This window comes from Actinomyces stomatis (genome assembly GCF_031292835.1).
GTDB classification, from domain to species: domain Bacteria; phylum Actinomycetota; class Actinomycetes; order Actinomycetales; family Actinomycetaceae; genus Actinomyces; species Actinomyces stomatis.
Window position 1 is genome coordinate 289,162 of record NZ_JASPEP010000001.1, and the last position, 21,397, is coordinate 310,558.

At 68.9% G+C, this 21,397-nt stretch carries 14 protein-coding genes; 9 read left to right on the plus strand and 5 right to left on the minus strand.

Features of this window, described 5'->3' with window-relative positions:
- Positions 1 to 57 precede the first annotated feature (57 nt).
- The 4 genes from treY (at position 58) to RIV12_RS01220 (ending at position 6,548) form a co-directional block, all read left to right on the plus strand.
- Positions 58 to 2,685 carry a malto-oligosyltrehalose synthase gene (gene treY, locus RIV12_RS01205; protein WP_309321618.1) on the plus strand — a complete coding sequence of 876 codons (2,628 nt, stop codon included), beginning with the start codon at positions 58 to 60 and terminating at the stop codon, positions 2,683 to 2,685.
- Positions 2,682 to 4,472 carry a malto-oligosyltrehalose trehalohydrolase gene (treZ, locus tag RIV12_RS01210; protein WP_309321620.1) on the plus strand — a complete coding sequence of 597 codons (1,791 nt, stop codon included), beginning with the start codon at positions 2,682 to 2,684 and terminating at the stop codon, positions 4,470 to 4,472. Before treY ends, treZ begins: the two co-directional genes overlap by 4 nt.
- Before the next feature lie 151 nt (positions 4,473 to 4,623).
- A complete protein-coding gene (locus RIV12_RS01215; protein ID WP_075417012.1) occupies positions 4,624 to 5,229 on the plus strand; it encodes a DUF3000 domain-containing protein in 606 nt (201 codons plus the stop codon).
- Positions 5,230 to 5,273: 44 nt separating this feature from the next.
- Complete coding sequence (locus tag RIV12_RS01220; RefSeq protein WP_309321653.1) at positions 5,274 to 6,548, plus strand: HRDC domain-containing protein; 1,275 nt, start codon at positions 5,274 to 5,276, stop codon at positions 6,546 to 6,548.
- Between the two features lie 109 nt (positions 6,549 to 6,657).
- On the opposite strand, the gene pflA is transcribed toward RIV12_RS01220, so the two are convergent.
- The 4 genes from pflA to dxs all read right to left on the minus strand — a co-directional run bounded on the left by pflA (position 6,658) and on the right by dxs (position 12,427).
- Complete coding sequence (gene pflA / locus RIV12_RS01225; protein ID WP_075419171.1) at positions 6,658 to 7,533, minus strand: pyruvate formate-lyase-activating protein; 876 nt, start codon at positions 7,531 to 7,533, stop codon at positions 6,658 to 6,660.
- Between the two features lie 23 nt (positions 7,534 to 7,556).
- The gene (gene grcA2 / locus RIV12_RS01230) at positions 7,557 to 7,802 is read right to left on the minus strand and encodes an autonomous glycyl radical cofactor GrcA2 (RefSeq protein WP_009406209.1); all 246 of its coding nucleotides are present in this window, start codon (positions 7,800 to 7,802) and stop codon (positions 7,557 to 7,559) included.
- A gap of 76 nt (positions 7,803 to 7,878) precedes the next feature.
- Complete coding sequence (locus RIV12_RS01235; protein ID WP_075419172.1) at positions 7,879 to 9,993, minus strand: pyruvate formate lyase family protein; 2,115 nt, start codon at positions 9,991 to 9,993, stop codon at positions 7,879 to 7,881.
- A 373-nt stretch (positions 9,994 to 10,366) separates the two neighbouring features.
- A complete protein-coding gene (dxs, locus tag RIV12_RS01240; RefSeq protein WP_309321622.1) occupies positions 10,367 to 12,427 on the minus strand; it encodes a 1-deoxy-D-xylulose-5-phosphate synthase in 2,061 nt (686 codons plus the stop codon).
- Positions 12,428 to 12,807: 380 nt separating this feature from the next.
- Here dxs and RIV12_RS01245 point away from each other — a divergent pair, with 380 nt between their 5' ends.
- Entirely contained in the window at positions 12,808 to 14,835 is a 2,028-nt protein-coding gene (locus RIV12_RS01245; RefSeq protein WP_309321624.1) for an alpha/beta hydrolase family protein, read from the plus strand.
- Positions 14,835 to 16,784: a chloride channel protein gene (locus RIV12_RS01250; RefSeq protein ID WP_309321626.1), complete on the plus strand. Its 1,950-nt coding sequence runs from the start codon at positions 14,835 to 14,837 to the stop codon at positions 16,782 to 16,784. The genes RIV12_RS01245 and RIV12_RS01250 overlap by 1 nt, the downstream gene beginning before the upstream one ends.
- A 53-nt stretch (positions 16,785 to 16,837) precedes the next feature.
- On the opposite strand, the gene RIV12_RS01255 is transcribed toward RIV12_RS01250, so the two are convergent.
- Positions 16,838 to 17,392: a hypothetical protein gene (locus RIV12_RS01255; RefSeq protein WP_309321628.1), complete on the minus strand. Its 555-nt coding sequence runs from the start codon at positions 17,390 to 17,392 to the stop codon at positions 16,838 to 16,840.
- 21 nt (positions 17,393 to 17,413) lie between these two features.
- Between RIV12_RS01255 and RIV12_RS01260 the strand changes: the two genes are divergently transcribed.
- The 3 genes from RIV12_RS01260 to RIV12_RS01270 form a co-directional block, all read left to right on the plus strand.
- Complete coding sequence (locus RIV12_RS01260; protein WP_309321655.1) at positions 17,414 to 19,423, plus strand: leucyl aminopeptidase; 2,010 nt, start codon at positions 17,414 to 17,416, stop codon at positions 19,421 to 19,423.
- Positions 19,424 to 19,660: 237 nt separating this feature from the next.
- Positions 19,661 to 21,034, plus strand: coding sequence for a dihydrolipoyl dehydrogenase (gene lpdA, locus RIV12_RS01265; RefSeq protein WP_075419178.1), 1,374 nt, complete (start codon positions 19,661 to 19,663; stop codon positions 21,032 to 21,034).
- A gap of 30 nt (positions 21,035 to 21,064) precedes the next feature.
- Positions 21,065 to 21,397, plus strand: a 333-nt coding sequence (locus tag RIV12_RS01270; RefSeq protein ID WP_309321630.1) for a biotin/lipoyl-containing protein, incomplete at its 3' end; no start/stop codon positions are given.

Sequence of the window (21,397 nt, forward strand, 5' to 3'; positions counted from 1 at the left end):
GACACATATCCATCAGCAGCACCACCCGACGCAGACCAGACGAGCTCAGGAAGTGACATGACCGACGCAGTGGACGCAGCAGTGGAGAGGGCTGACTCAGCGGACTCGGCGGAGACACCCGCCTACGCACCCTGGTCGGGTCACGTGCCGGCGCCTGAGCACCGCACTCCGGTGACCACCTACCGCCTCCAGCTGGGCGAGGACCTCACCTTCGCCGACGCCAAGGCCCTGGTCCCCTACCTGGCCGATCTGGGAGTCACCGACCTCTACCTCTCCCCGATCCTCACCGCCGCGCCGGGATCCACCCACGGCTACGACGTCGTCGATCACCGCAGGGTCTCGGCCGTTATGGGCGGACGGGAGCAGCTGGAGTCCCTGGCCGCTGAGGCCGATGCCCACGGGATGGGCGTCGTGGTGGACATCGTCCCCAACCACATGGCCGTGCCCACCCCGGGCTGGCACAACCTGCCCCTGTGGTCGGTGCTGCGAGAGGGACCGGACTCCCCCTACGCCGCCTGGTTCGACCTCTCCCTCGACGAGCCCATCCTCATGCCGATCCTGGGCAAGCGCATCGGCGCCGTCCTGGCCGAGGAGGAGCTCACCCTGGAGCAGATGGTGGTTCCGGGGCAGGAGGACCTGGGCGAGCAGTGGGTCCTGCGCTACTACGACCACGCCTTCCCCGTCGCACAGGGCACCGAGTCGCTGCCGATGCACGTTCTTGTCGAGCGCCAGCACTACCGCCTGGCCTACTGGAAGGTCGGCGACGAGGAGATCAACTACCGGCGGTTCTTCGACGTCGGCACCCTGGCCGCGATCCGGGTCGAGGAGCCTGACGTCTTCGCCGGTAGCCACGGTCTCATCCTTGAGCTCATGCGGGCCGGAGTCATCAGCGCCCTGCGAGTCGACCACCCCGACGGCCTGGCCGACCCCGGCGGCTACCTCACCCAGCTGGCTCAGGCCACAGACGGGGCGTGGATCGCCGCTGAGAAGATCCTGGCGCCCGGCGAGTCCCTGCCCACCTCCTGGCCGGTCGCCGGAACCACCGGCTACGACGCCGCCTGGCGGATCGACCAGCTCCAGGTGGACCCTGCCGGCGCCGCCCGGCTGGGCGCGCTCATGCATGAGATCACCGGGGACGCACCCGTGGACTACGACCGCATCGTCGAGGAGGCCAAGCGCGAGGTCATCGCCGGATCGTTGGCCGCGGAGGTCGATCGTCTGGCCCGCATCCTGGACTCCCTGACCTCACAGGACGTGCGCCTGCGCGACCACACCCTGCGCGACCTACGGGCCTGCGTCGTCGAGCTGCTCGTGGCCGCGGACCAGTACCGGGTCTACGTCGTTCCCGGCACGCCTCCCGGCCCGGAGACGGCCGCCGTCCTCCAGGCCGACGCCGAGCGGGCCCGTCAGCGCCTCGAACCGGACCAGGGAGAGACCCTCGACCTCGTGGTGGCCATCCTCCTGGGCGAGGCCGTCGGCTCCGAGGGCCTGTCGGAGTCCCCTGAGCGCGCCGAGGCCATCATCCGTTTCCAGCAGGTGTGCGGGGCCGTCACCGCCAAGGGCGTGGAGGACACGGCCTTCTACCGCTGGACCCATCTGACCAGTCTCACCGAGGTCGGCGGCAACCCGGCCGGCTTCGCGCTGAGTACCGACGAGGCCCACGCCTGGGCCGACCGGGTCCAGAACACCTGGCCCGACACGATGGTCACCTCCACCACCCACGACACCAAGCGCGGCGAGGACGTGCGCGCGCGCCTGGACGTGCTGGCCTCCTACGCCGAGGAGTGGAGCGACCTCATCCACCGTCTGCGCGCCTTGACCGCCCAGGTTCGCCCCCTGGACCTCGACGGACGCAGCGAGAACCTGCTGTGGCAGACCCTGTGGGGAACCTGGGCGCCCGACAGTGACGATCCCATGACCCCCGAGCGGTTGAACGCCTACCTCATCAAGGCCTCCCGGGAGCAGAAGATCTGGACCACCTGGACCGCCCCGGACCTGGCTCGGGAGCAGGCCCTGACCGACTACGCCACCCACCTGCTCAACAGTGAGGAGGTCTCCGCCGAGCTCGAGGCCTTCGCGGCCCTGACGGCCAGGTCCGTACGCACCGCCATCCTCGCCGGCAAGGCACTGGCGCTGACCTGGATGGGCGTGAGCGACATCTATCAGGGCAGCGAGACCACCCGCACCTCGCTGGTGGATCCCGATAACCGCCGCACGGTCGACTACACCGGCCCCTCGGGCCTCGTCAATGCCCTGGAGCGCCTCGACTCCGGAGCCGCCCCGCGCAGTCTCGACGAGGACAAGCTCTTCCTCACCTCGCGTCTGGCGCGACTGCGCGCCTCCCGCCCCCACACCTTCGTCGGCCCCCGCTCGGGCTACCGCACGATCCCGGTGACCACCTCTTTCGCCTTCGCCTACACCCGCCTGCTCGACGAGATCCCCGACGTCGTCGTCATCGTCAGGCGCCTGTCCCGGCGACTCGAGCAGCTGGGGGGATGGCGCGAGGAGAGCATCGTGCTGCCGGAGGGTACCTGGGAGCACGTCCTGCGCAACGGCACCGTGGAGGGAGGCAACCGGCCTCTGGCCGAAGTGGTCGGGGACGACCCCGTGGTCGTCCTGGCCAAGGTCGTCTCCCCGGATTGCGAGACCGACTCCGCCCACTGCGCCGAGGAGGCCGTCCGATGAGCCCGACGGACCCCCGGGCCTGGAGCTCGCCCGCCCTCCCCGTGGGCCCCCGCGTGCCCGTGTGGGCCCCGGCGGCGAGGACTGTCCAGCTGCACCTGCCCGGCGACGATCGACTGGTCGACATGGTGCCGGCTCCGGACGGCTGGTGGACCGCCCCCTTCGACCTGGAGCCGGGCACCGACTACGCCTTCCGTGTTGACGGCTCCCCCGATCGTCCCGACCCCCGAAGCGCCCTGCAGCCCGACGGCGTCCACGGCCCCTCGCGAACCGTGGACCCGAGCGCCTGGCGATGGACAGACCAGGACTGGACGGGCAAGGACCTGCTCGGCTCGGTCATCTACGAGCTCCACGTGGGCACCTTCACCCCCGAGGGCACCCTGGACGGCGCCATCTCCCGTCTGGGTCACCTGGCCGAGCTGGGCGTTGACATCGTCGAGCTCATGCCGCTGGCGGCCTTCCCCGGCAGAGCCGGATGGGGCTATGACGGAGTCGGCCTGTGGGCCGTCCACGAGGCCTACGGAGGCCCCGAGGCCCTCATGCGCTTCGTCGACGCCGCCCACGACGCCGGTATCGGCGTGTGTCTCGACGTCGTCTACAACCACCTGGGCCCATCGGGCAACTACCTCAGCGTCTTCGGGCCCTACTTCACCCCCGCCCACCACACGCCCTGGGGTGAGGCCGTCAACTACGACCACGACGGCAGCCATCAGGTACGCGCCTTCGTCATCGACTCGGCCCTGCGCTGGCTGCGCGACTTCCACATCGACGCCCTGCGCCTGGACGCCATCCACGAGATCAAGGACGACGCCGAGGCCGCCGACCCGCCCCAGGCGCACGTCCTGGCCGAGCTCTCGGACGCCGTGGCCGCCCTGTCCGCCGAGCTGGGCCGTCCCCTGAGCCTGGTGGCTGAGGCCGACCTCAACGATGTCGGGGTCATCACCCCCACCGACCAGGAGCCTCCGGCCACGGCTCCCAGCCTGGGCATGACCGCTCAATGGGCCGACGACGTCCACCACGCCCTGCACGCACGGATCACCGGGGAGGACCAGGGCTACTACGGGGACTTCGCCGAGCCCGGTGCGTGGGCCAAGGCCTACGGCGGAGCCTTCCTCCACAACGGCACCTGGTCCACCTTCAGGGACAGGATCTGGGGCGCCCCCGTGCCCGAGGGCACCGACCCCAGACGATTCGTCGTCTTCGGCTCCGACCACGACCAGGTCGGCAACCGAGCCGTCGGGGACCGTCCCTCGGCCGGCCTCGATGATGCCGCCCTGGCCGCTACTGCCGCCCTGGTGCTCCTGTCCCCCTACACGCCCATGCTCTTCATGGGTGAGGAGTGGGGAACCCGCACCCCCTTCCAGTTCTTCACCGACCATGAGGAGGAGGATCTGGCCCGCAGCGTCAGTGAGGGGCGCGTACGGGAGTTCGCCGGCTTCGGCTGGGACGCCGACGCGATCCCGGACCCCCAGGCCGCTGGGACCGTCGAGGCATCACGCCTGAACTGGTCGGAGGTGGCGGAGTCCGAGCACGCCCGCATGCTGACCTGGTACCGGGCGCTGACCGCCCTGCGCCGCGAGCTGGCATGGTCCCAGCGCACCGCATGGCCGCAGGTCGATGAGACCGACGACGTTCTCACAGTGACCTACGAGGACATCGTCGTCGCCGTCAACCTCTCCGGGCAGCAGCGGCCCGCTCCCGATCTGGCAACGGTGCTCCTGTCCTGGGAGCCGGTTGACTCCGACCCGCCCTGTCTGTCTCCCGGGCAGACGCTCATCGCCCGACGCTGACGAGCCCCGCCGGGCGACATCTCGGCCGACCGCATACCACCACACCGCAGACGACCGATGCACATCCGTTCAGAAAGGCAGGCACCTCGTTGACACAATGCAACCCACTGCGCGGCGTGGCTTCATGTGCCTGCTGCGGTAGCGCACTAGCGTGGCATCCGTGACTGTCAACGGTAGGCCGCGCCAGAACGAGGCAGGTGCCATCCCCGAACGATTCGAGGAAGCGCTCCTGTCCCTTCGTGACGCGCCCCGCCCCCGTGGGCTCCTCATGGAGGAGGTGCCCGCCCCTAAGAAGCTGGCCCCCTACTCCGCCGCCCTGAGCGCTGAGACCGTTGAGACAGTCGGCGCCACCCCCGTGGCCACGGGACGCTTCGTCGTCCTCCACGACCCCGACGGTCAGGAGACGTGGGACGGAGACTTCCGCATCGTGGTTCAGGCGCGCGCCCGCATCGACGACGAGGTCGGCATGGACCCCGTCTTCGAGTCCGCCGCCTGGAGCTGGCTCACCGACGGACTTGAGGACTCCCGCGCCGGCTACCACTCGCTGGTAGGAACCGTCACCAGGGTCCTGTCCGAGACCTTCGGCGGCCTGACCCTCACCGACTCCTGCGCCCACGCCGAGATTCGCGCATCCTGGTCCCCCACGACCCCCTACCTCGGTCCCCACCTGACCGCCTGGCACGAGCTGCTGCTGGTCGCCTCCGGCCATGAGCCGGCCGCCGTCCACCCACTCACCCTCGCCGGAGTCGGAAGGTGACGCCCCGTCACACCGGCGTCCCCCGCCCAGCTGCCTCCTCGGCCGTGCCCCGCCCAGCCGTACCCCCCGGGACGACGGACCATCCCATCAGCCCACACGACGTCGTCGACTACCCCCGTCCCCAGGACGGACTCCCCGAGATCACCGCCACCCCCACCCAGCTGAGCCGAGCCGCTCAGCTTCTGACAGGCGGCCACGGCCCCATCGCCGTTGACGCCGAACGGGCCTCCGGCTTCCGCTACGGGCAGGACGCCTACCTCATCCAGCTCCGACGAGACGGCGTCGGCACCCTCCTCATCGACCCGGTCACCACCGGCCCCTTGACCGAGCTGGCCCCAGCCCTCGACGGACCCGAGTGGATCCTCCACGCCGCCGACCAGGACATCCCCTGCCTGACCGCACTCGGGCTGAGGGCCGCATCCCTGTTCGACACCGAGCTGGCAGCCCGCCTCCTGGGCCGCCAGCACGTCGGGCTGGGCGCCGTCATCGAAGAGACCCTGGGCCTGCGCCTGGCCAAGGACCACGCGGCAGCGGACTGGTCCACCATGCCTCTTCCCATCTCCTGGCTCACCTACGCCGCCCTCGACGTCGAGCTGCTCATCGACCTGCGCAACGCCCTGGCCACCGAGCTCGAGGCTTCCGGCAAGGACCAGTGGGCCGCCCAGGAGTTCGAGCACGTGCGCACCAAGCCGGCCAAACCGGCCAAGGTCGACCCGTGGCGCAAGACCCCACGAGCGGGAAGCTCCGTGCGTTCCCCCCGCTCACTGGCGATCCTGCGAGAGCTGTGGAACTCGCGCGAGCAGCTGGCCGCAGAGCTCGACCGCACCCCCTCCAAGGTCCTGCCCCACCAGGCACTCGTCGCCGCCGCCGTCGCCCGCCCCCGTTCACGACGCAAGATGAGCGCCCTCAAGGAGTTCTCCTCCCGGCAGGCGCGGCAGAACCAGGAACGCTGGTGGAGAGCCATCGAACGCGCCCTGGAGCTGCCCGACGACGAGCTCCCCCCGACTCGCGCACCACTGGGGCCCGACGAGCTCCCCCACCCGCGCACATGGCAGCGTCACCACGCCGCAGCCGCCGACCGACTCACTCGCGTACGCGGGGCGATCAGACAGCACGCTGAGAAGATCCGCGTGCCTCAGGAGCTCCTCCTGACCCCGGGGTGCCAACGTCATCTGGCCTGGGACCTCGGCGAGGAGATCGAAGCCGGACGGACCAGCAGCGTCAGTGCTCAGGAGATCGGTGAGCGCCTGGCCGCCATGGGGGCCAGGCCCTGGCAGATCGAACAGGCCGCCCCCGCCCTTGCGACAGCCCTGAGCTGAACGGCCACGACGCGCACGCAACAGTGCGCCGCCCACCATCAGGTGGACGGCGCACGAGAGGAGAACCCGCCATGAGCCCCGCTCGAGGAGCCCGAGCCCGCCGGCGACCTCAGTGAACCTCGAAACCGTAAGAACGGAAGATCGCACGAGTGGACTCCACCAGCTCCGGCTCCGGAGGCCTGGTGTCGCGAAGCTGATACGTCAGCCCCAGGGCGTCCCACTTGTCGGTGCCCATCTGGTGGAAGGGCAGCACCTCGACACGGCTGACCGAGCCCCAGCGCTCGATGATTCGGGCGACGTTGTGGACGTTCTCAGGGTCGTCCGTCAGATCCGGAACCAGCACGAACCGCGCCCAGATCTCGATCCCCTTGGCCGCCAGGCGGTCACCGAAGGTGATTGTCGGAGCCAGGGAGCGTCCCGTCACCTTCTTGTAGGTCTCCTCGTCACCGCTCTTGATGTCGAGCAGGACCAGGTCGATGTTATCGAGCATCTCATCGCTGGCATTGGCGCCTAGGAACCCTGAGGTGTCGATGCAGGTATGGATACCCATCTTCTTGGCCCCGGCCAAGAGCCTGCCCGCGAAGGCCGGCTGCATGAGGACCTCGCCGCCCGACAGCGTGATCCCGCCCTTGGACGCGCGGAACACTCCCCGGTAGCGGCGCATGCGGCGGAGAAGCTCCGAGGCCTCCACCGGCTCCCCGTCCTTCATGAGGAAGGTGTCGGGATTGTGGCAGTACAGGCACCGCAGGGGGCATCCGTTGAGGAAGACCGTCATCCGGGTTCCGGGACCGTCCACCGCGGTCACGAGCTCCCAGGAGTGGATCGAACCCAGCTCGCCGTCCCGCATCCGAGCCAGGCGCTCCGAGCGTTGAAGATCCGTCAGCTCCTCAAGCCCGCCGATACCCGCCCCGCGCAAGCGGGCGGCCGGGGCCAGGAAGTCCTGGTCCCGACCGCCGTCGCGCACGGTCGTCGTGGTCTGCGTCATGACCGCTCGCCGTGCTCCAGGGCTCAGGCCTGGGAGTGGAAGGTGCGGTGAAGGACGTCAAGCTGCTGCTCACGAGTCAGCTTGACGAAGTTGACGGCGTAGCCGGAGACGCGAACCGTGAGGTTCGGGTAGTTCTCCGGGTGCTCCATCGCGTCCTCGAGGGTGTTGCGGTCCAGGACGTTGATGTTGGCGTGGTACAGGCCCTTGACGCCGCCGTTGTCCTGACGCTGTGCCTTCATGGAGGCGAGGCGCTCTTCGTACGTGGCCATGGTGGCCCCTTTCTGAGGTGGTGTTATCGATGTGTGAGAAATTGCTGCGATGCGATCAGCCGGGTGAGCGGCTCGATCAGATCTCGGCGCAGTCGTCGGGGACGAAGCCGGCGTCGAGAATGCCCACGAGGTTGGCGACGCGCTCGTCGAGCGTGCGGCCCAGCCCCTGCGGGGTGATCGTGTTGGTCAGCGAGATGCCGTCGAGGGCGTCGTTGTAGTCGAGCTTGCCGACACTGAGCATCGAGGCGACCATGCCGTGGGTGTCCATCCCGTTCTCCGGGTTGGCTCCGGGCGAGAAGGGGGTGCCCTTCTGGTGCCCCGAGGGGAAGGAGCCGGTCGCCTTGCCATAGACCACGTTGGAGGTGATCGTCAGCACCGACTGCGTCGGGATGGCGTCCCGGTAGAAGGGCTGGGCCTTGATCTTCGACATGATCGTGTGAACCACCGTGGCCGCGATGTCGTCGGCGCGGTCGTCGTCGTTGCCGTAGATCGGGAAGTCGCCCTCGGTGACGTAGTCGACCACCAGGCCGGTCTCGTCACGGACCGGGGTGACCTTGGCGTACTTGATGGCCGCCAGCGAGTCGGCCACGATCGACAGTCCGGCGATACCGCAGCCCATGGTGCGCACGATATCGGAGTCGTGCAGCGCCATCTCGATGGACTCGTAGGCGTAGCGGTCGTGGCAGTAGTGGATGATGTTGAGGGCCTCGACGTAGGTGGCCACCACCCAGTCGAGCATCTTCTCGTACTTGTCCCACACGTCGTCGAAGTCGAGGGGGCCGTCGCCCTCGACACCGGGCAGCCCGGTGACGACCTGCTTACCGGTCATCTCGTCGCGGCCGCCGTTGATGGCGTAGAGCAGGGCCTTGGCGGAGTTGACGCGAGCGCCGAAGAACTGCATCTGCTTGCCCACGCGCATCGGGGACACGCAGCAGGCGATCGCGGCGTCGTCACCCCAGTGCTCACGGATCTGCTCGTCGGCCTCGTACTGGATGGACGAGGTCGTGATCGAGATGAGGGCGCAGAAGTCCTTGTAGCCCTGCGGCAGGTTCTCGTCCCAGAAGATCGTGATGTTCGGCTCCGGGGCCGGGCCGAGGTTGCGCAGGGTCTGCAGCAGACGGAAGGAGGTCTTGGTGACCAGGGCGCGACCGTCCTCACCGAAGCCGGCGTCGGACCAGGTGGCCCAGTAGGGGTCGCCGGAGAAGATCTGGTCGTAGTCGATGGTGCGCAGGAAGCGGGTGATGCGCAGCTTCATGACGATGTTGTCGATGAGCTCCTGGGCGCGGGTCTCGTCGATGACCCCGTTGCGCAGGTCCCGCTCGAAGTAGATGTCCAGGAAGCCGGAGAGCCGGCCGATGCTCATCGCGGCGCCGTCCTGGGACTTCACGGAGGCCAGGTAGGCGAAGTAGGTCCACTGGACCGCCTCGTGGGCGTTCTTGGCCGGGCCGGAGATGTCGTAGCCGTAGGAGGCGGCCATGACCTTGAGCTTCTTAAGGGCCTTGATCTGCTCGGAGTGCTCCTCGCGGTAACGGGCCCAGTGCTCGGAGAAGGGCTTGTCCGCAACGGCGTCCTTGGCCTTCTGCTTCTCCTCGATGAGGAAGTCGACGCCGTAGAGCGCCACACGGCGGTAGTCACCGATGATGCGGCCACGGCCGTAGGCGTCGGGCAGCCCGGTGATGATGTGGCTCGAGCGCGCCGCGCGGATGCGCGGGGTGTAGATGTCGAAGACCGCGTCATTGTGGGTCTTGCGGTAGCGGGTGAAGATCTTCTTGACCTCGGGGTCGACCTCCTTGCCCGCCTCCTTGATGGCGGTCTCCACCATGCGCCAGCCACCGTTGGGCATCATGGCGCGACGCAGCGGGGAGTCCGTCTGCAGACCAACGATGACGTCGTCGTCCTCGCTGATGTACCCGGCCGGGAACGCGTCGATGTCGGCGGGGGTGTGGGTGTCGACGTCGAGGATGCGGACCTTGCGCTCCTCGGAGAGGTAGTCCTTCTCCAAGGTGTCCCACAGACGCAGGGTCTTGTCCGTGGCGTCGGCGAGGAACGAGGCGTCGCCGTCGTAGGGGGTGTAGTTGCGCTGGATGAAGTCGCGGACGTCAATGTCCTCGGTCCACGGTCCGGTAACGAAGCCCTCCCAGGCGTCATTGCCGCTCGCCGTGGTGGCAGATGTTGTGACCTCAGTGGTCATCCGTGCCCTCCTCATGTGGGTGACCGGAGAGCCACCCGGTTGCGATCGCCCTTGTGAGGCGAGGCGGCACATCGGCGCGCCGTCGGTCTCAGAGTAGAACTCCGAAGATGGCTTGTGGGCCACTGGTCCCAAGAAGAGCCGGTTAGATGACTCACAGGCTGATCAACACCATCGTAATCCAGGACATAGGTCCCTATATCGACTCTCAGAGCGACGTGCGTCGCCGAACTGCAACACCTTCCGGCCTTCGGCAACGGAGACGAATGGAGCAGCTCACCCATCACATCGACCTACCGAAGCGATTAGGACAGGTGTCCCAGCGGAACTCGACCTCCCTGCCGGAAACAGAGGTCGAGGCGCCGCCGCCACACCCCTAGTCGGCCCCAAGGTCCTGGTTGGTGCGGGCGCCTGCGACACCGTCGGCCGCGCTTCGCGCCGCCTGGGCGATATCGACGGCCCGCATGCCGAAGTCCTCCATCAGCTGAGCGCGGGTGGCCGTGTCGACGAACTGGCGTGGAATACCGATGCGACGGAAGACCGGCGCGCCCCCTGAACCGGCGTGGGCGGCCTGGTAGCCCTCGACCGCGTCACGCAGCTGGGAACCGATGCCGCCGTCGACAAGTCCGTCCTCGACCACGACGACGACATCGGCATCGGCCGCGGCCGCCACGAGGGGAGCCGGGGCCGGGATGACCCAGTGCGGATGCACCACGGATACAGCGCGCTCCTCCTGCTCAAGGATCCGACCGGCCTCGTAGGTCTCGGTGGCCATGGCGCCCACGCCCACCAGCAGGATCCGCGCAGTGCCGGTCGGCCGCCGGCTCTCGAGCAGGACGTCGACGACGTCGAAGGCGCACGGGGATGGCGGCGCGTCCTTCTGCGCCGCCTCCTCGCTGCCCCCCTGCCCGTCCGGTCCCGAGCCGAGGCGGCGCACCGCCGTCAGCGGTTCGGGCAGGGCGCCCTTGGGATAGCGCACGACGGCGGGCGCGTCGTCAATGCTCACGGCCAGACGCAGGCTCTCGCGCAACGTCGCCTCATCGCGGGGTGCTGCCAGGCGCAGGCCCGGAACGTGGGCCAGCAGCGCCATGTCCCACATGCCGTTGTGGCTGGCCCCGTCGGTTCCCGTGATTCCGGCCCGGTCCAGGACGATCGTCACTCCCGCCCGGTGCAGGGCGACATCCATGAGCACCTGGTCGAAGGCGCGGTTGAGGAAGGTCGCGTAGAGGGCCACCACCGGATGCATCCCGGCGAAGGCGAGCCCGGCGGAGAAGGTCAGCGCGTGCTGCTCGGCGATACCGACGTCGATGACCCGCTTGGGCATCGCATCGGCCAGGGGCTGGAGACCCACCGGGGCCTGCATGGCGGCGGTGACCCCGACGATCCGTTCATCGCTGCGCGCCAGGGAGACGATCTCCTCGGCGAAGACGGAGGTCCAGCCGAAGCGCTCGGCCACCACCGGCAGCCCGGTCTCGGGGTGAATCTGTCCCACGGCGTGGAAGCGGTCGGGGACGTGCTCCTCGGCCGGGGTGTAGCCCCGCCCCTTCTCGGTGATGACGTGGACGATGACCGGTTCCGCGTACTCGCGGGCGCGGGTGAGAGCGAACTCGATGGCCGTGATGTCATGGCCATCGACCGGTCCGGTGTACTTGATCCCCAGGTCCTCGAAGAAGGCCGAGGGGACGAGGACGTCCTTGAGTCCTCGTTTGAGGCCGTGGAGGGCGTCGAAGGCGGCCCGACCGGGGGCGCCCTGCGACAGGAGCGTCCGTTTGACCCCGGACAGGACGCGCTCGTAGCCGGGATTGGTGCGCAGTGCGTCGAGGTGATGGGCCAGCCCCCCGATGGTGGGGGCGTAGGAGCGGCCGTTGTCATTGACGACGATGACCAGGTGGCGATCCGAGGAGTCGGCGATATTGTCCAGGGCCTCCCAGGCCATCCCTCCGGTCATGGCTCCGTCCCCGATAACGGCGACGACGTGGCGCTCGTCGTGGCCCTGCAGGTGGTTGGCCCGGGCGATGCCGTCGGCCCAGGACAGGGAGGTGGAGGCGTGGGAGTTCTCCACGACGTCGTGGACGGACTCGGCCCGCGAGGGATAGCCGGACAGGCCGCCCCGCTCCCGCAGATGGGTGAAGTCCTGACGGCCGGTGAGCAGCTTGTGGACGTAGGCCTGGTGGCCGGTGTCGAACACGATGGTGTCCCGCGGTGAGCGGAAGGTCCGGTGCAGGGCGATCGTCAGCTCGACGACACCGAGGTTGGGGCCGAGGTGGCCGCCGGTGCGCGCCACTGAGGCGACGAGGTGCTGGCGGATCTCAGAGGCGAGCGACACCAGCTGCTCACTGGTGAGCCGGTCGAGGTCGGCGGGCTTGCGCACAGAGGGCAGGAGCGCCTTGCCGGTCTGCCCGGCAGGCCGTCCATGGCGCTCAGCAGCTGCTGGCACGGTGCGCCTCCTTGTCGAAGGTGATGACGAGTCATTCGTGTCGTTCGTGCGACGGTGCGTCGCTCATGAGTGAGCCGGCGGGTCGCCGAAGCGGCACTCGGGACAGGGTAGCCGTTGACACGGAGGCGGTGTCTCCTGCGGAGGCTCCTTCTCCTCCTCATGCAGGCTCAGTATCCGCGTGGCCGCCCGGGCCGACGCTCCTGAACGGTCCGAGGATGCTCAGCATAGAGCCGCCCCGACCGCTGTGCGGTCGCGTGTCACGCGGGTCACGGCTGAGCACGTACTGTATGCCTTGGGCGTCGAACCGTCCGCGCCCACCGGTCCACGGCGTCGTTCCTGATCGCCAGACCGTCCCTCAGGACTGCCCTCCAGGAGGAACCATGAGCACCACAGCCCCTTTCGGTACCTGGCCCTCGCCCATTACTCCAGGCACCATCACGACCCGGACGGTCCTGCTCTCACAGGTCCGTGTGGACGGCGGAGACACCTACTGGGTGGAGCAGCGCGCCTCGCAGGCGGGCCGCAATGTGCTGCTTCGCCGTGACGGCGACGGCCAGATCGGGGAGGTGCTGCCGCTGACACCTGCCGACGAGCTGGTCGACGTGCGCACCCGGGTTCACGAGTACGGAGGGCGGGCCTACGCCGTTGACAGTGGGATCATCGTGGTCTCGCACGCCGGGGACGGGCGGCTGTACCGCTATGACGTGGCGCACCGTATGCGCGGCCTGGTCCCGCTGACGATCTACGGAGACGTGCGTCACGGCGACCTGGAGATCGACACGGGCCGGGGCCTGGTCTACGCCGTCCGCGAGGACCACCGAGGCCACGGTGAGGCCGTGAACACCCTGGTAGCCATCCCTCTGGACGGTTCGGCCGCCCGCGATGACTCTCGCGTGCGCACACTGGTGTCGGGAACGGACTTCGTGGTCGCCCCGACCCTGTCCCCTGACGGCGAGCACCTGGCCTGGATCACCTGGGACCACCCGGGGATGCCGTGGGACAACGCCTGCCTGCACGTGGGGGACCTCGGCCCGGACGGGACGATCGGCGAGCAGACGCTGGTGGACGGCGGCAACGGGCACTCGGTCTCCGAGCCCCGCTGGACCGAGGAGTGCGAGCTGGTGCACGGCTCCAACGCCTCGGGCTTCTGGAACCTCTACCGCACCGAGGGATTCCCGGTACGCGGCACCAACCGCACCGGCTGGTCGGAGAAGCTGCGAACCCGCCCGCTGCACCCGGCCGAGGCCACCTTCACCACCCCGGCCTGGCAGCTGGGACCGCACTCCTTCGACATTCTCGACTCCGAGCACATCATCACCTCCTGGGCGCGCGACGCGGTCTCCCACCTGGGGACCATCAAGCTCGCCAACGGGGAGCTCGAGGAGTGGAACGTGGGGTGGCAGCCGATCGGCAACGTCGCCTCCAACGCGGGTCGCGTCGTCATGCTGGCCTCCAACGAGATGTCGATGCCCAGCATCGTGGAGGTCAAGAACGGAAATGTGCAGGTGCTGCGCGGCTCGGGCGAGTTCGTTCCCGAGGGCGCCGGAGTGTCCTTCCCCGAGCCGGTCTCCTGGCCCACCAGCGACGGAGCAACCGCCCACGGCTTCTACTACCCGCCGACGTCAGCCTCTCACGCAGGCCCCGACGGCGAGCTGGCGCCGCTGATCGTCAACGTCCACGGCGGCCCGACGGCCACGGCCGTACCCGGCTACGACCTGCGTATCCAGTACTGGACCAGCCGGGGCTTCGGCTACCTGGACGTCAACTACCGCGGCTCCATGGGCTACGGGACGGGCTACCGCAAGGCCCTGGAGGGCAAGTGGGGCATCTACGACGTCGACGACTGCGTCAGCGGCGCCCAGCACCTGGTCGACGCCGGGCTCGTGGACCCACGTCGCATCGCGATCCGCGGCGGTTCGGCAGGCGGTTTCACGGTGCTGTCGGCCATCACCCGTTCCACCGTGTTCACGGCGGCCAGCTCCTGCTTCGGGGTGACCGATCTCAAGAGGCTGGTGCGCACCACCCACAAGTTCGAGTCGCACTACATCGGCCAGCTCATGGGCACCCAGGACATCGACGACCCGCTCCTGGATGAGCGCAGCCCCATCAACCACATTGAGGACATCAGCGTCCCGCTGCTGCTCATCCAGGGCTCGGAGGACCCGATCGTCCCGGCCGAGCAGGCCACCGCCATGTATGAGGCCCTCAAGGAGGCCGGCGCGCCGGTGGCCCTGGAGGTCTTCCAGGGTGAGGGCCACGGCTTCCGTCTTGCGGCGAACATCCGGAGGCGTTACGAGGCCGAGCTGAGCTTCTACCGGCAGGTGTGGAAGATCGGCGGAGCCTGCTCCAAGGCCGAGTGCCAGGATGAGGAGGAGACCTTCACGGTCAAGGTGGAGAACCTGCACTGATGGATCACCTCTGGAAGAGGCTGTCTCAGCCCCTGTCGCGGCGCGCAGGCAGCCTCTTCCGTCATCATCGCTTCGGCCTCTACATCCTGGCGGTGCTGGTAGGACTCGTCTCAGGCCTGGGCGCGGTGCTGTTCCGGCTGGGAATCGACGCCTGGTCCCAGTTGCTGAGCGGAGCCGACGACTACACCGTGTCCATGGGGCCATCGTTCGGGCTCCTGGCTCCTTTGGGATCCTGGTTCGTCCTGGTCTCTCCGGTGCTCTCCGGTCTCCTCACGGGACCGTTGATGTCCCGACTGGGCCGTACGCCCACGGGCCACGGGGTGGCCGGCGTCATCTGGTCGACGCGCCACGGCGACGGGACCATGGCACCGTTGCCGGCCCTGGCCACGACGACCTCGGCCGCGCTGACGATCGGAGGCGGAGGCTCGGTCGGTCCGGAGGGGCCGATCGCCGAGCTGGGCGCGTCGACGGCGAGCGTCATCGGACGGGGGCTGCAGCTGCCCAGGCTCTCGATCCGCCACCTGGCTGCCGCCGGGACGGCCGCTGGGATCGCCGCCGCCTTCAATGCTCCGCTGGCGGGGGCCTTCTTCGCCCTGGAGGTCGTCCTCATGGGCTTCAGCGCCGACGCCTTCATCGTCATCGTTCTGGCCTGCGTGTCCTCAACGGTCCTGTCTCATCACCTGCTGGGAACGACGCTGTCGCTGTCGCTTCCCTACCTGGACCTGTCCGGCGACGCCCAGCTGGGCTGGGTGGCGCTGTTGGGAGTCATGGGCGGCGGCGTCGGTATCGGCTTCATGCGTCTTCGCTTCATCATGCTCGATGCCCTGACCCGCGCCTGGCAGAGGCTGGGCGTTCCGGTCTGGGCGCGACCGGGCATCGGCGGGTTCGCGGTCGGCGCGGTTCTCCTGGTTCTGCCAGAGATGTACGGGGAGTCGTCGGCCGCCCTCAACCGGGCGCTGGCGGGACGCTACGCCCTGACGCTGCTGCTGGTGCTGTGTGTAGCCAAGATGATGGCGACCTCCCTGACCCTGGGGATGGGTTTCGTCGGCGGGGTGTTCGCACCGTCCCTGTTCATCGGCGGGACGCTCGGTGCGGCCTTCGGTACCCTCGTGGCTCCCAGCTACGCGCCGACCGCCGGGGTCTTCGGTGTGATCGGCATGGGGGCGGTGTTCGCCGGTGCGGCTCGCGCCCCGATGACGGCGGTCCTGCTCATCATCGAGATGACCGGGCAGCACGCGCTGCTGCTCCCGCTCATGCTGGCCACGGTGCTGGCCACCTTCATCAGCCGGTTCCTGTCTCGCGGCACGTTGTTCACCGAGGAGCTGCGTCGTCGCGGAGAGGATGTCGAGGACCCGATGACCACCACGCTCCTGGGACGCACCCGCGCCTCCCGGCTCATGGTGGACCCGCCCGCCGTGGTCAAGGCCACGGCGCCGCTCAGCGACGTCGCCTCCCTGATGAGCCGACGTGGCGTCTCGGTCCTGCCCGTGGTCAGAACCGGAGAGGATGGCACCCGTGAGCTGCTCGGCTGCGTGACGGCCGCACAGCTCGCCGAAGCGCTCCTGAGCGATGAGTCCGACGACGCCACCGTCCGGTCGGCGACGGTGGCGGACCTGCCACTGGTCAATGACCGTCTGCTCGGCGAGGCCGAGGCGACAGATGTGCTCGAGGCCCTGACCACTACCCGTCTGGAGGCGCTTCCGGTGGTCGCCCGCACTGCGGGCTCCAGTACGGAGAGGCTGGTGGGCTGGGTGTCCCAACGGATCGTCGTTGAAAGGATCTACGAGGTCCAGGCGCGGGCCCGTGCAGCCGCCGCCTCCTACACCTCTTGGGGCTCACGTCTCCAGGACAGATGGCACTCCCGGCCCGTTCCCTCACGCAGAACCAGAAGGATCAGCCGTATCAGCCGAATCAGCTCACGCGGCTCGCGCCGTTCCCGACGCCGATGAGAGTCCACCGGACTCGACGCGTTCAGGAACCGTTCAGGGCACGGTGTACAGCCTCACCGGTCCCGACCACTGCGAGGAGTCTTGAGAGTCCGGCCCTCCTGGACCGCCCGAGCCTTCTCGGTGATGCTCTCGGTGAGGGTGTCGGACAGCTCGGTGATGCGCTCGGCGTTGGCCACGATGCGCCGGGGGTCAGACATCCACATCCACGCGGCAGCGACCACCGGGAGGATCACGGGCAGGTACCACCGGGACCGGCCCCAGTGGGCCCACACCGAGACGCTGAGGTCGGCCGGTGAGGGGGTGGGGAAGGTGAGGACGCCGATGAGCACCGCCATGGTGGCCAGTGCCCCCAGGCACATCCAGCCGATGTTGCGCATCCGGCGTCCGTTGTGGGCCACGCAGACGGCCAACAGGATGTACAGACCGCCCCCCAGGACGTTGAGGGTCCACACCGCCGGCTCCTCATCGGGGCTTCTCAGCAGCGTCGTCAGGGAGGGAATGAGAACGATCGCCCCGAACACGGCGAAGACGCCGACCAGGATCCGCCCCCACCCGTATGCGGGGCGGCGGGTGTCCTGAACCGGACGTACCGATGAGCGCTCGTCCATGAGGAACGACCTTTCCGTGTGATGACCTTCGGCACGCGCAGCATCAGTTCAACCTCCAACCAATGCCAGAACGTTACTATTCACAACGTGAGCACCATTAAGTTGACCAAATCCCTGAACGCACGCGCTTCGGCTGACGACGACCGCAAGGATACCGACCTCAGCAATCAGGCCGAGGTCGACACGGTTAAGGAGGCTGAGAGCTCCGAGGCTCCCGCGACCGGGGACGGGGCCGGCTCGGCAGACACCACGCAGGACCTGAAGCAGGACTCCGACAGCGACGAGGAAGACCCCGAGGCTCAGGAGGACAACACCGACGGTGCCACCGGCACGGGCAGCGGATCCGGCGAGTCGGCCGGCGTCGAGTCGGACGCAGCCTCCAGCGCCGAGGCCGACGCCGATGTACTCGTCCTGGCCGCAGCACCGGGCAGGGACGGGGCCGAGGCCCCCGAGATCCTCCTGGAGGGCCTCGAGCCGCCCTCGAGCACCGCTCTGGAGGGCCTGGAAATCGATGCTCTTGCGACCCTGCTGCCGGCTCTGGGCTTCTCAGGCGCTCAGGACTCCGTGGTGCGCCTGCCCTCCTCCTCGGTGACCACCGAGAGCTACCGGGGACCGGCGACGATCCTTGTGGTCGGCGTCGGAACAGGGTGGGCCGACACCGACCCGCTTGCCGTCACCACCGACGACGAGGCCGCGCTGGGCTACGACCAGACCGGTCTTCTGCGCCGGGCCGCCGGACGCGCCACCCGGGCGCTGGCCGGGACCGATTCCGCCGCCCTGGCACTGCCCACGCTCTCCGAGGAGCAGGTAGCCGCCGTCGCGCACGGAGCCGCCCTGGGCGCCTATTCCTGGAGCGCGACGAAGAACGAGGACCGCCCCGGACAGGAGACGATCTCGAAGAAGAACTCCCCGCTCAAGAGCATCTCCATCGTCTCTCCTCTGGCCGACACCCCCGAGGGGCAGGAGGCGCTGACAGGAGCCCTGGTCCTGGCCCAGGCCACGGCGCTGACCCGGGATCTGGTCAATGAGCCGCCGAATCGGCTGACTCCCGAGGTCTTCGCCGAGAGGGCTCGCGCAGCTGGGCAGGAGGCCGGCATCAGAGTTGAGATCTGGGACGCCCCGGCACTGGTCGAGCAGGGCTTCGGAGGGATCCTCGGCGTGGCTCAGGGCTCGGTGCACCCGGCACGCCTGGTCCGTCTGGAGTGGTCGCCGGTGCGTGCCGCCGAGGTTGCCGGCGAACAGATGAGCTCGCAGACCGAGGGCGATGGGGCGGCGGGCCACCCCAAGCACGTCGCTCTCATCGGCAAGGGCATTACCTTCGACTCCGGTGGTCTGTCCCTCAAGCCCGCCTCGTCCATGCCGGAGATGAAGTCCGACATGGCGGGAGCCGCCACCGTACTGGGCGCCATCGTCACGGCCGCGCGCCTGGCACTGCCCATCCGCGTCACCGCATGGCTGGCGCTGGCCGAGAACATGCCGGGGGCTGACGCTCAGCGCCCCAGCGATGTCATCACGATGTTCGACGGCACCACCGTGGAGGTGACCAACACCGACGCCGAGGGGCGCCTGGTCATGGCCGATGCCCTCGCCCGGGCCGTCAAGGAGGAGCCCGATGCCGTCCTGGACGTGGCCACCCTGACCGGGGCGCAGATCGTGGCACTGGGCGACCACGTGGCCGCCGTCATGGGGACGCCGGACCTTCGCGAGGAGGTCGTCGCCGCGGCGCAGCGGGCCGGAGAGTCCTTCTGGCCGATGCCGCTGCCCGCGCATCTGCGCGCCACCCTGGACTCGCCCTTCGCCGACCTGCGCAACACCAAGGTCGGCTCGCGCGCCGGTGGGATGCTCTCGGCCGGGCTGTTCCTGCGCGAGTTCGTCGGGCGCCGACCGTGGGCGCATCTCGACATCGCAGGCCCTGCCTACAACGACTCCTCGCCCTGGGGGCTGACTCCGACCGGCGGGACGGGCATGGGGGTCTCCACCCTGGTGGAGCTGCTCCGTTCGCTGTCCGCCGAGGTCAGTATCCTCTCCTGAGTCGTCGTCCGTCGGCAACGAGTCGACGGCGCCCGTGCCGGGGCCTGCGTGGGCGGTCCCGGCACGGATGGTTGCCGACAACGCCCATGTACGGTGATGCGTATCACCCCGTTTTCAGGACTCTGGTCCCTAAACAGCAACCCCCCTGGCTCCTGCGTGCCCTCTTCAGGTGGAACAATGGCTCCGTGCCGAGCCGCCCCGCGTGGGCGACGTGACCAACCAACAAGGAGTGAGTTCGTGACAGAGACCGTCTACGACATGGTCATTCTGGGCGCGGGATCAGGGGGCTACGCCGCCGCCCTGCGCGGCGCCCAGCTGGGCCTCAAGGTCGCCCTCATCGAGGCGGACAAGCTGGGGGGCACCTGCCTCCACCGTGGATGCGTGCCCACCAAGGCCCTGCTGCACGCCGCCGAGACCGCTGATGCCGTGCGCGAGGCTGCCACGGTGGGCATCAAGGCCGCCTTCGAGGGCGTGGACATGCCTGGCGTCCAGAAGTACAAGAACAGCATCGTCTCGCGGATGCACAAGGGTCTTGAGGGCCTGGTGTCCTCGCGGGGCATCGACCTGATCCAGGGGTGGGGACGCCTGGTGGCAGCCGACGCCGTCGAGGTTGACGGCCGTCGCATCACCGGCCGCAACGTGGTCCTCGCCTCCGGCTCCTACTCCAAGACCATCGGGCAGGAGATCTCCGGAGGCGTCATTACCTCCGAGGAGGCGCTGGAGATGGACCACGTCCCCGCCTCGGCAGTGATCCTGGGCGGAGGCGTCATCGGGGTGGAGTTCGCCTCTGCCTGGGCGTCCATGGGCAGCGAGGTCACCATCATCGAGGGGCTGCCCCATCTGGTGCCCAATGAGGATGAGGCGATCTCCAAGCAGCTCGAGCGCGCCTTCCGTAAGCGCAAGATCACCTTCCGCACCAACACGATGTTCGAGTCGGTCGAGCGCCACGACGGCGGGGTGACCGTGCGCACCCAGGACGGCAAGACCCATGAGGCCGAGGTCCTCCTCATCGCCGTGGGTCGCGGACCGGCGACCGCCAACCTGGGCTACGAGGAGGTCGGGGTCGCGATGGACCGCGGCTTCGTCCTGGCCGATGAGTACGGTCGCACCAACGTCCCCGGCGTATGGGCCGTGGGCGACATCGTTCCCGGTGTCCAGCTGGCCCACCGCGGCTTCGCCCAGGGCATCGTCGTGGCGGAGAAGATCGCGGGCCTGGACCCCACCCCGGTCGATGACGTTCTGGTCCCCAAGGTCACCTTCTGCGAGCCCGAGATCGCCTCGGTGGGTCTGTCGGAGGCCAAGGCAGCCGAGATCCACGGCAAGGACAACATCACCTCCGCGGAGTTCAACGTGGCCGGCAACGCCAAGAGCCAGATCCTGGGGACCCAGGGCTTCGTCAAGCTCGTCTCCCTCAAGGACGGGCCCATCCTGGGCTTCCACGCCATCGGCGCCCGCATGGGTGAGCAGGTGGGTGAGGGCCAGCTCATGGTGTCCTGGGAGGCCGACGCCGACGACGTCGCCGCTCTGGTCCACGCCCACCCCACCCAGAACGAGACCCTCGGCGAGGCCGCCATGGCCCTCGCCGGCAAGCCGCTGCACAACCACGGCTGATCCAGCTAGACGAGAGTAAGGAAGACAGCAATGTCAGAGTCCGTGAAGATGCCCGCTCTGGGTGAGTCCGTCACCGAGGGGACGGTCTCCTCCTGGCTCAAGGCCGTGGGAGACACCGTCGAGGCCGACGAGCCCCTGCTGGAGGTCGCCACCGACAAGGTGGACACCGAGGTCCCCTCCCCCGCATCCGGCGTCCTGCTGGAGATCCGCGTCCCCGAGGACGAGACCGTCGAGGTCGGCACCGTCCTTGCCATCATCGGAGACCCCTCCGAGGCGGGTTCCGCCCCGGCACCGGCAGCCCCTGCGCCCGAGGCCGCTCCCGAGCCCCCGGCTCCCGCACCGGCCCCGACTCCGGCCGCCGAG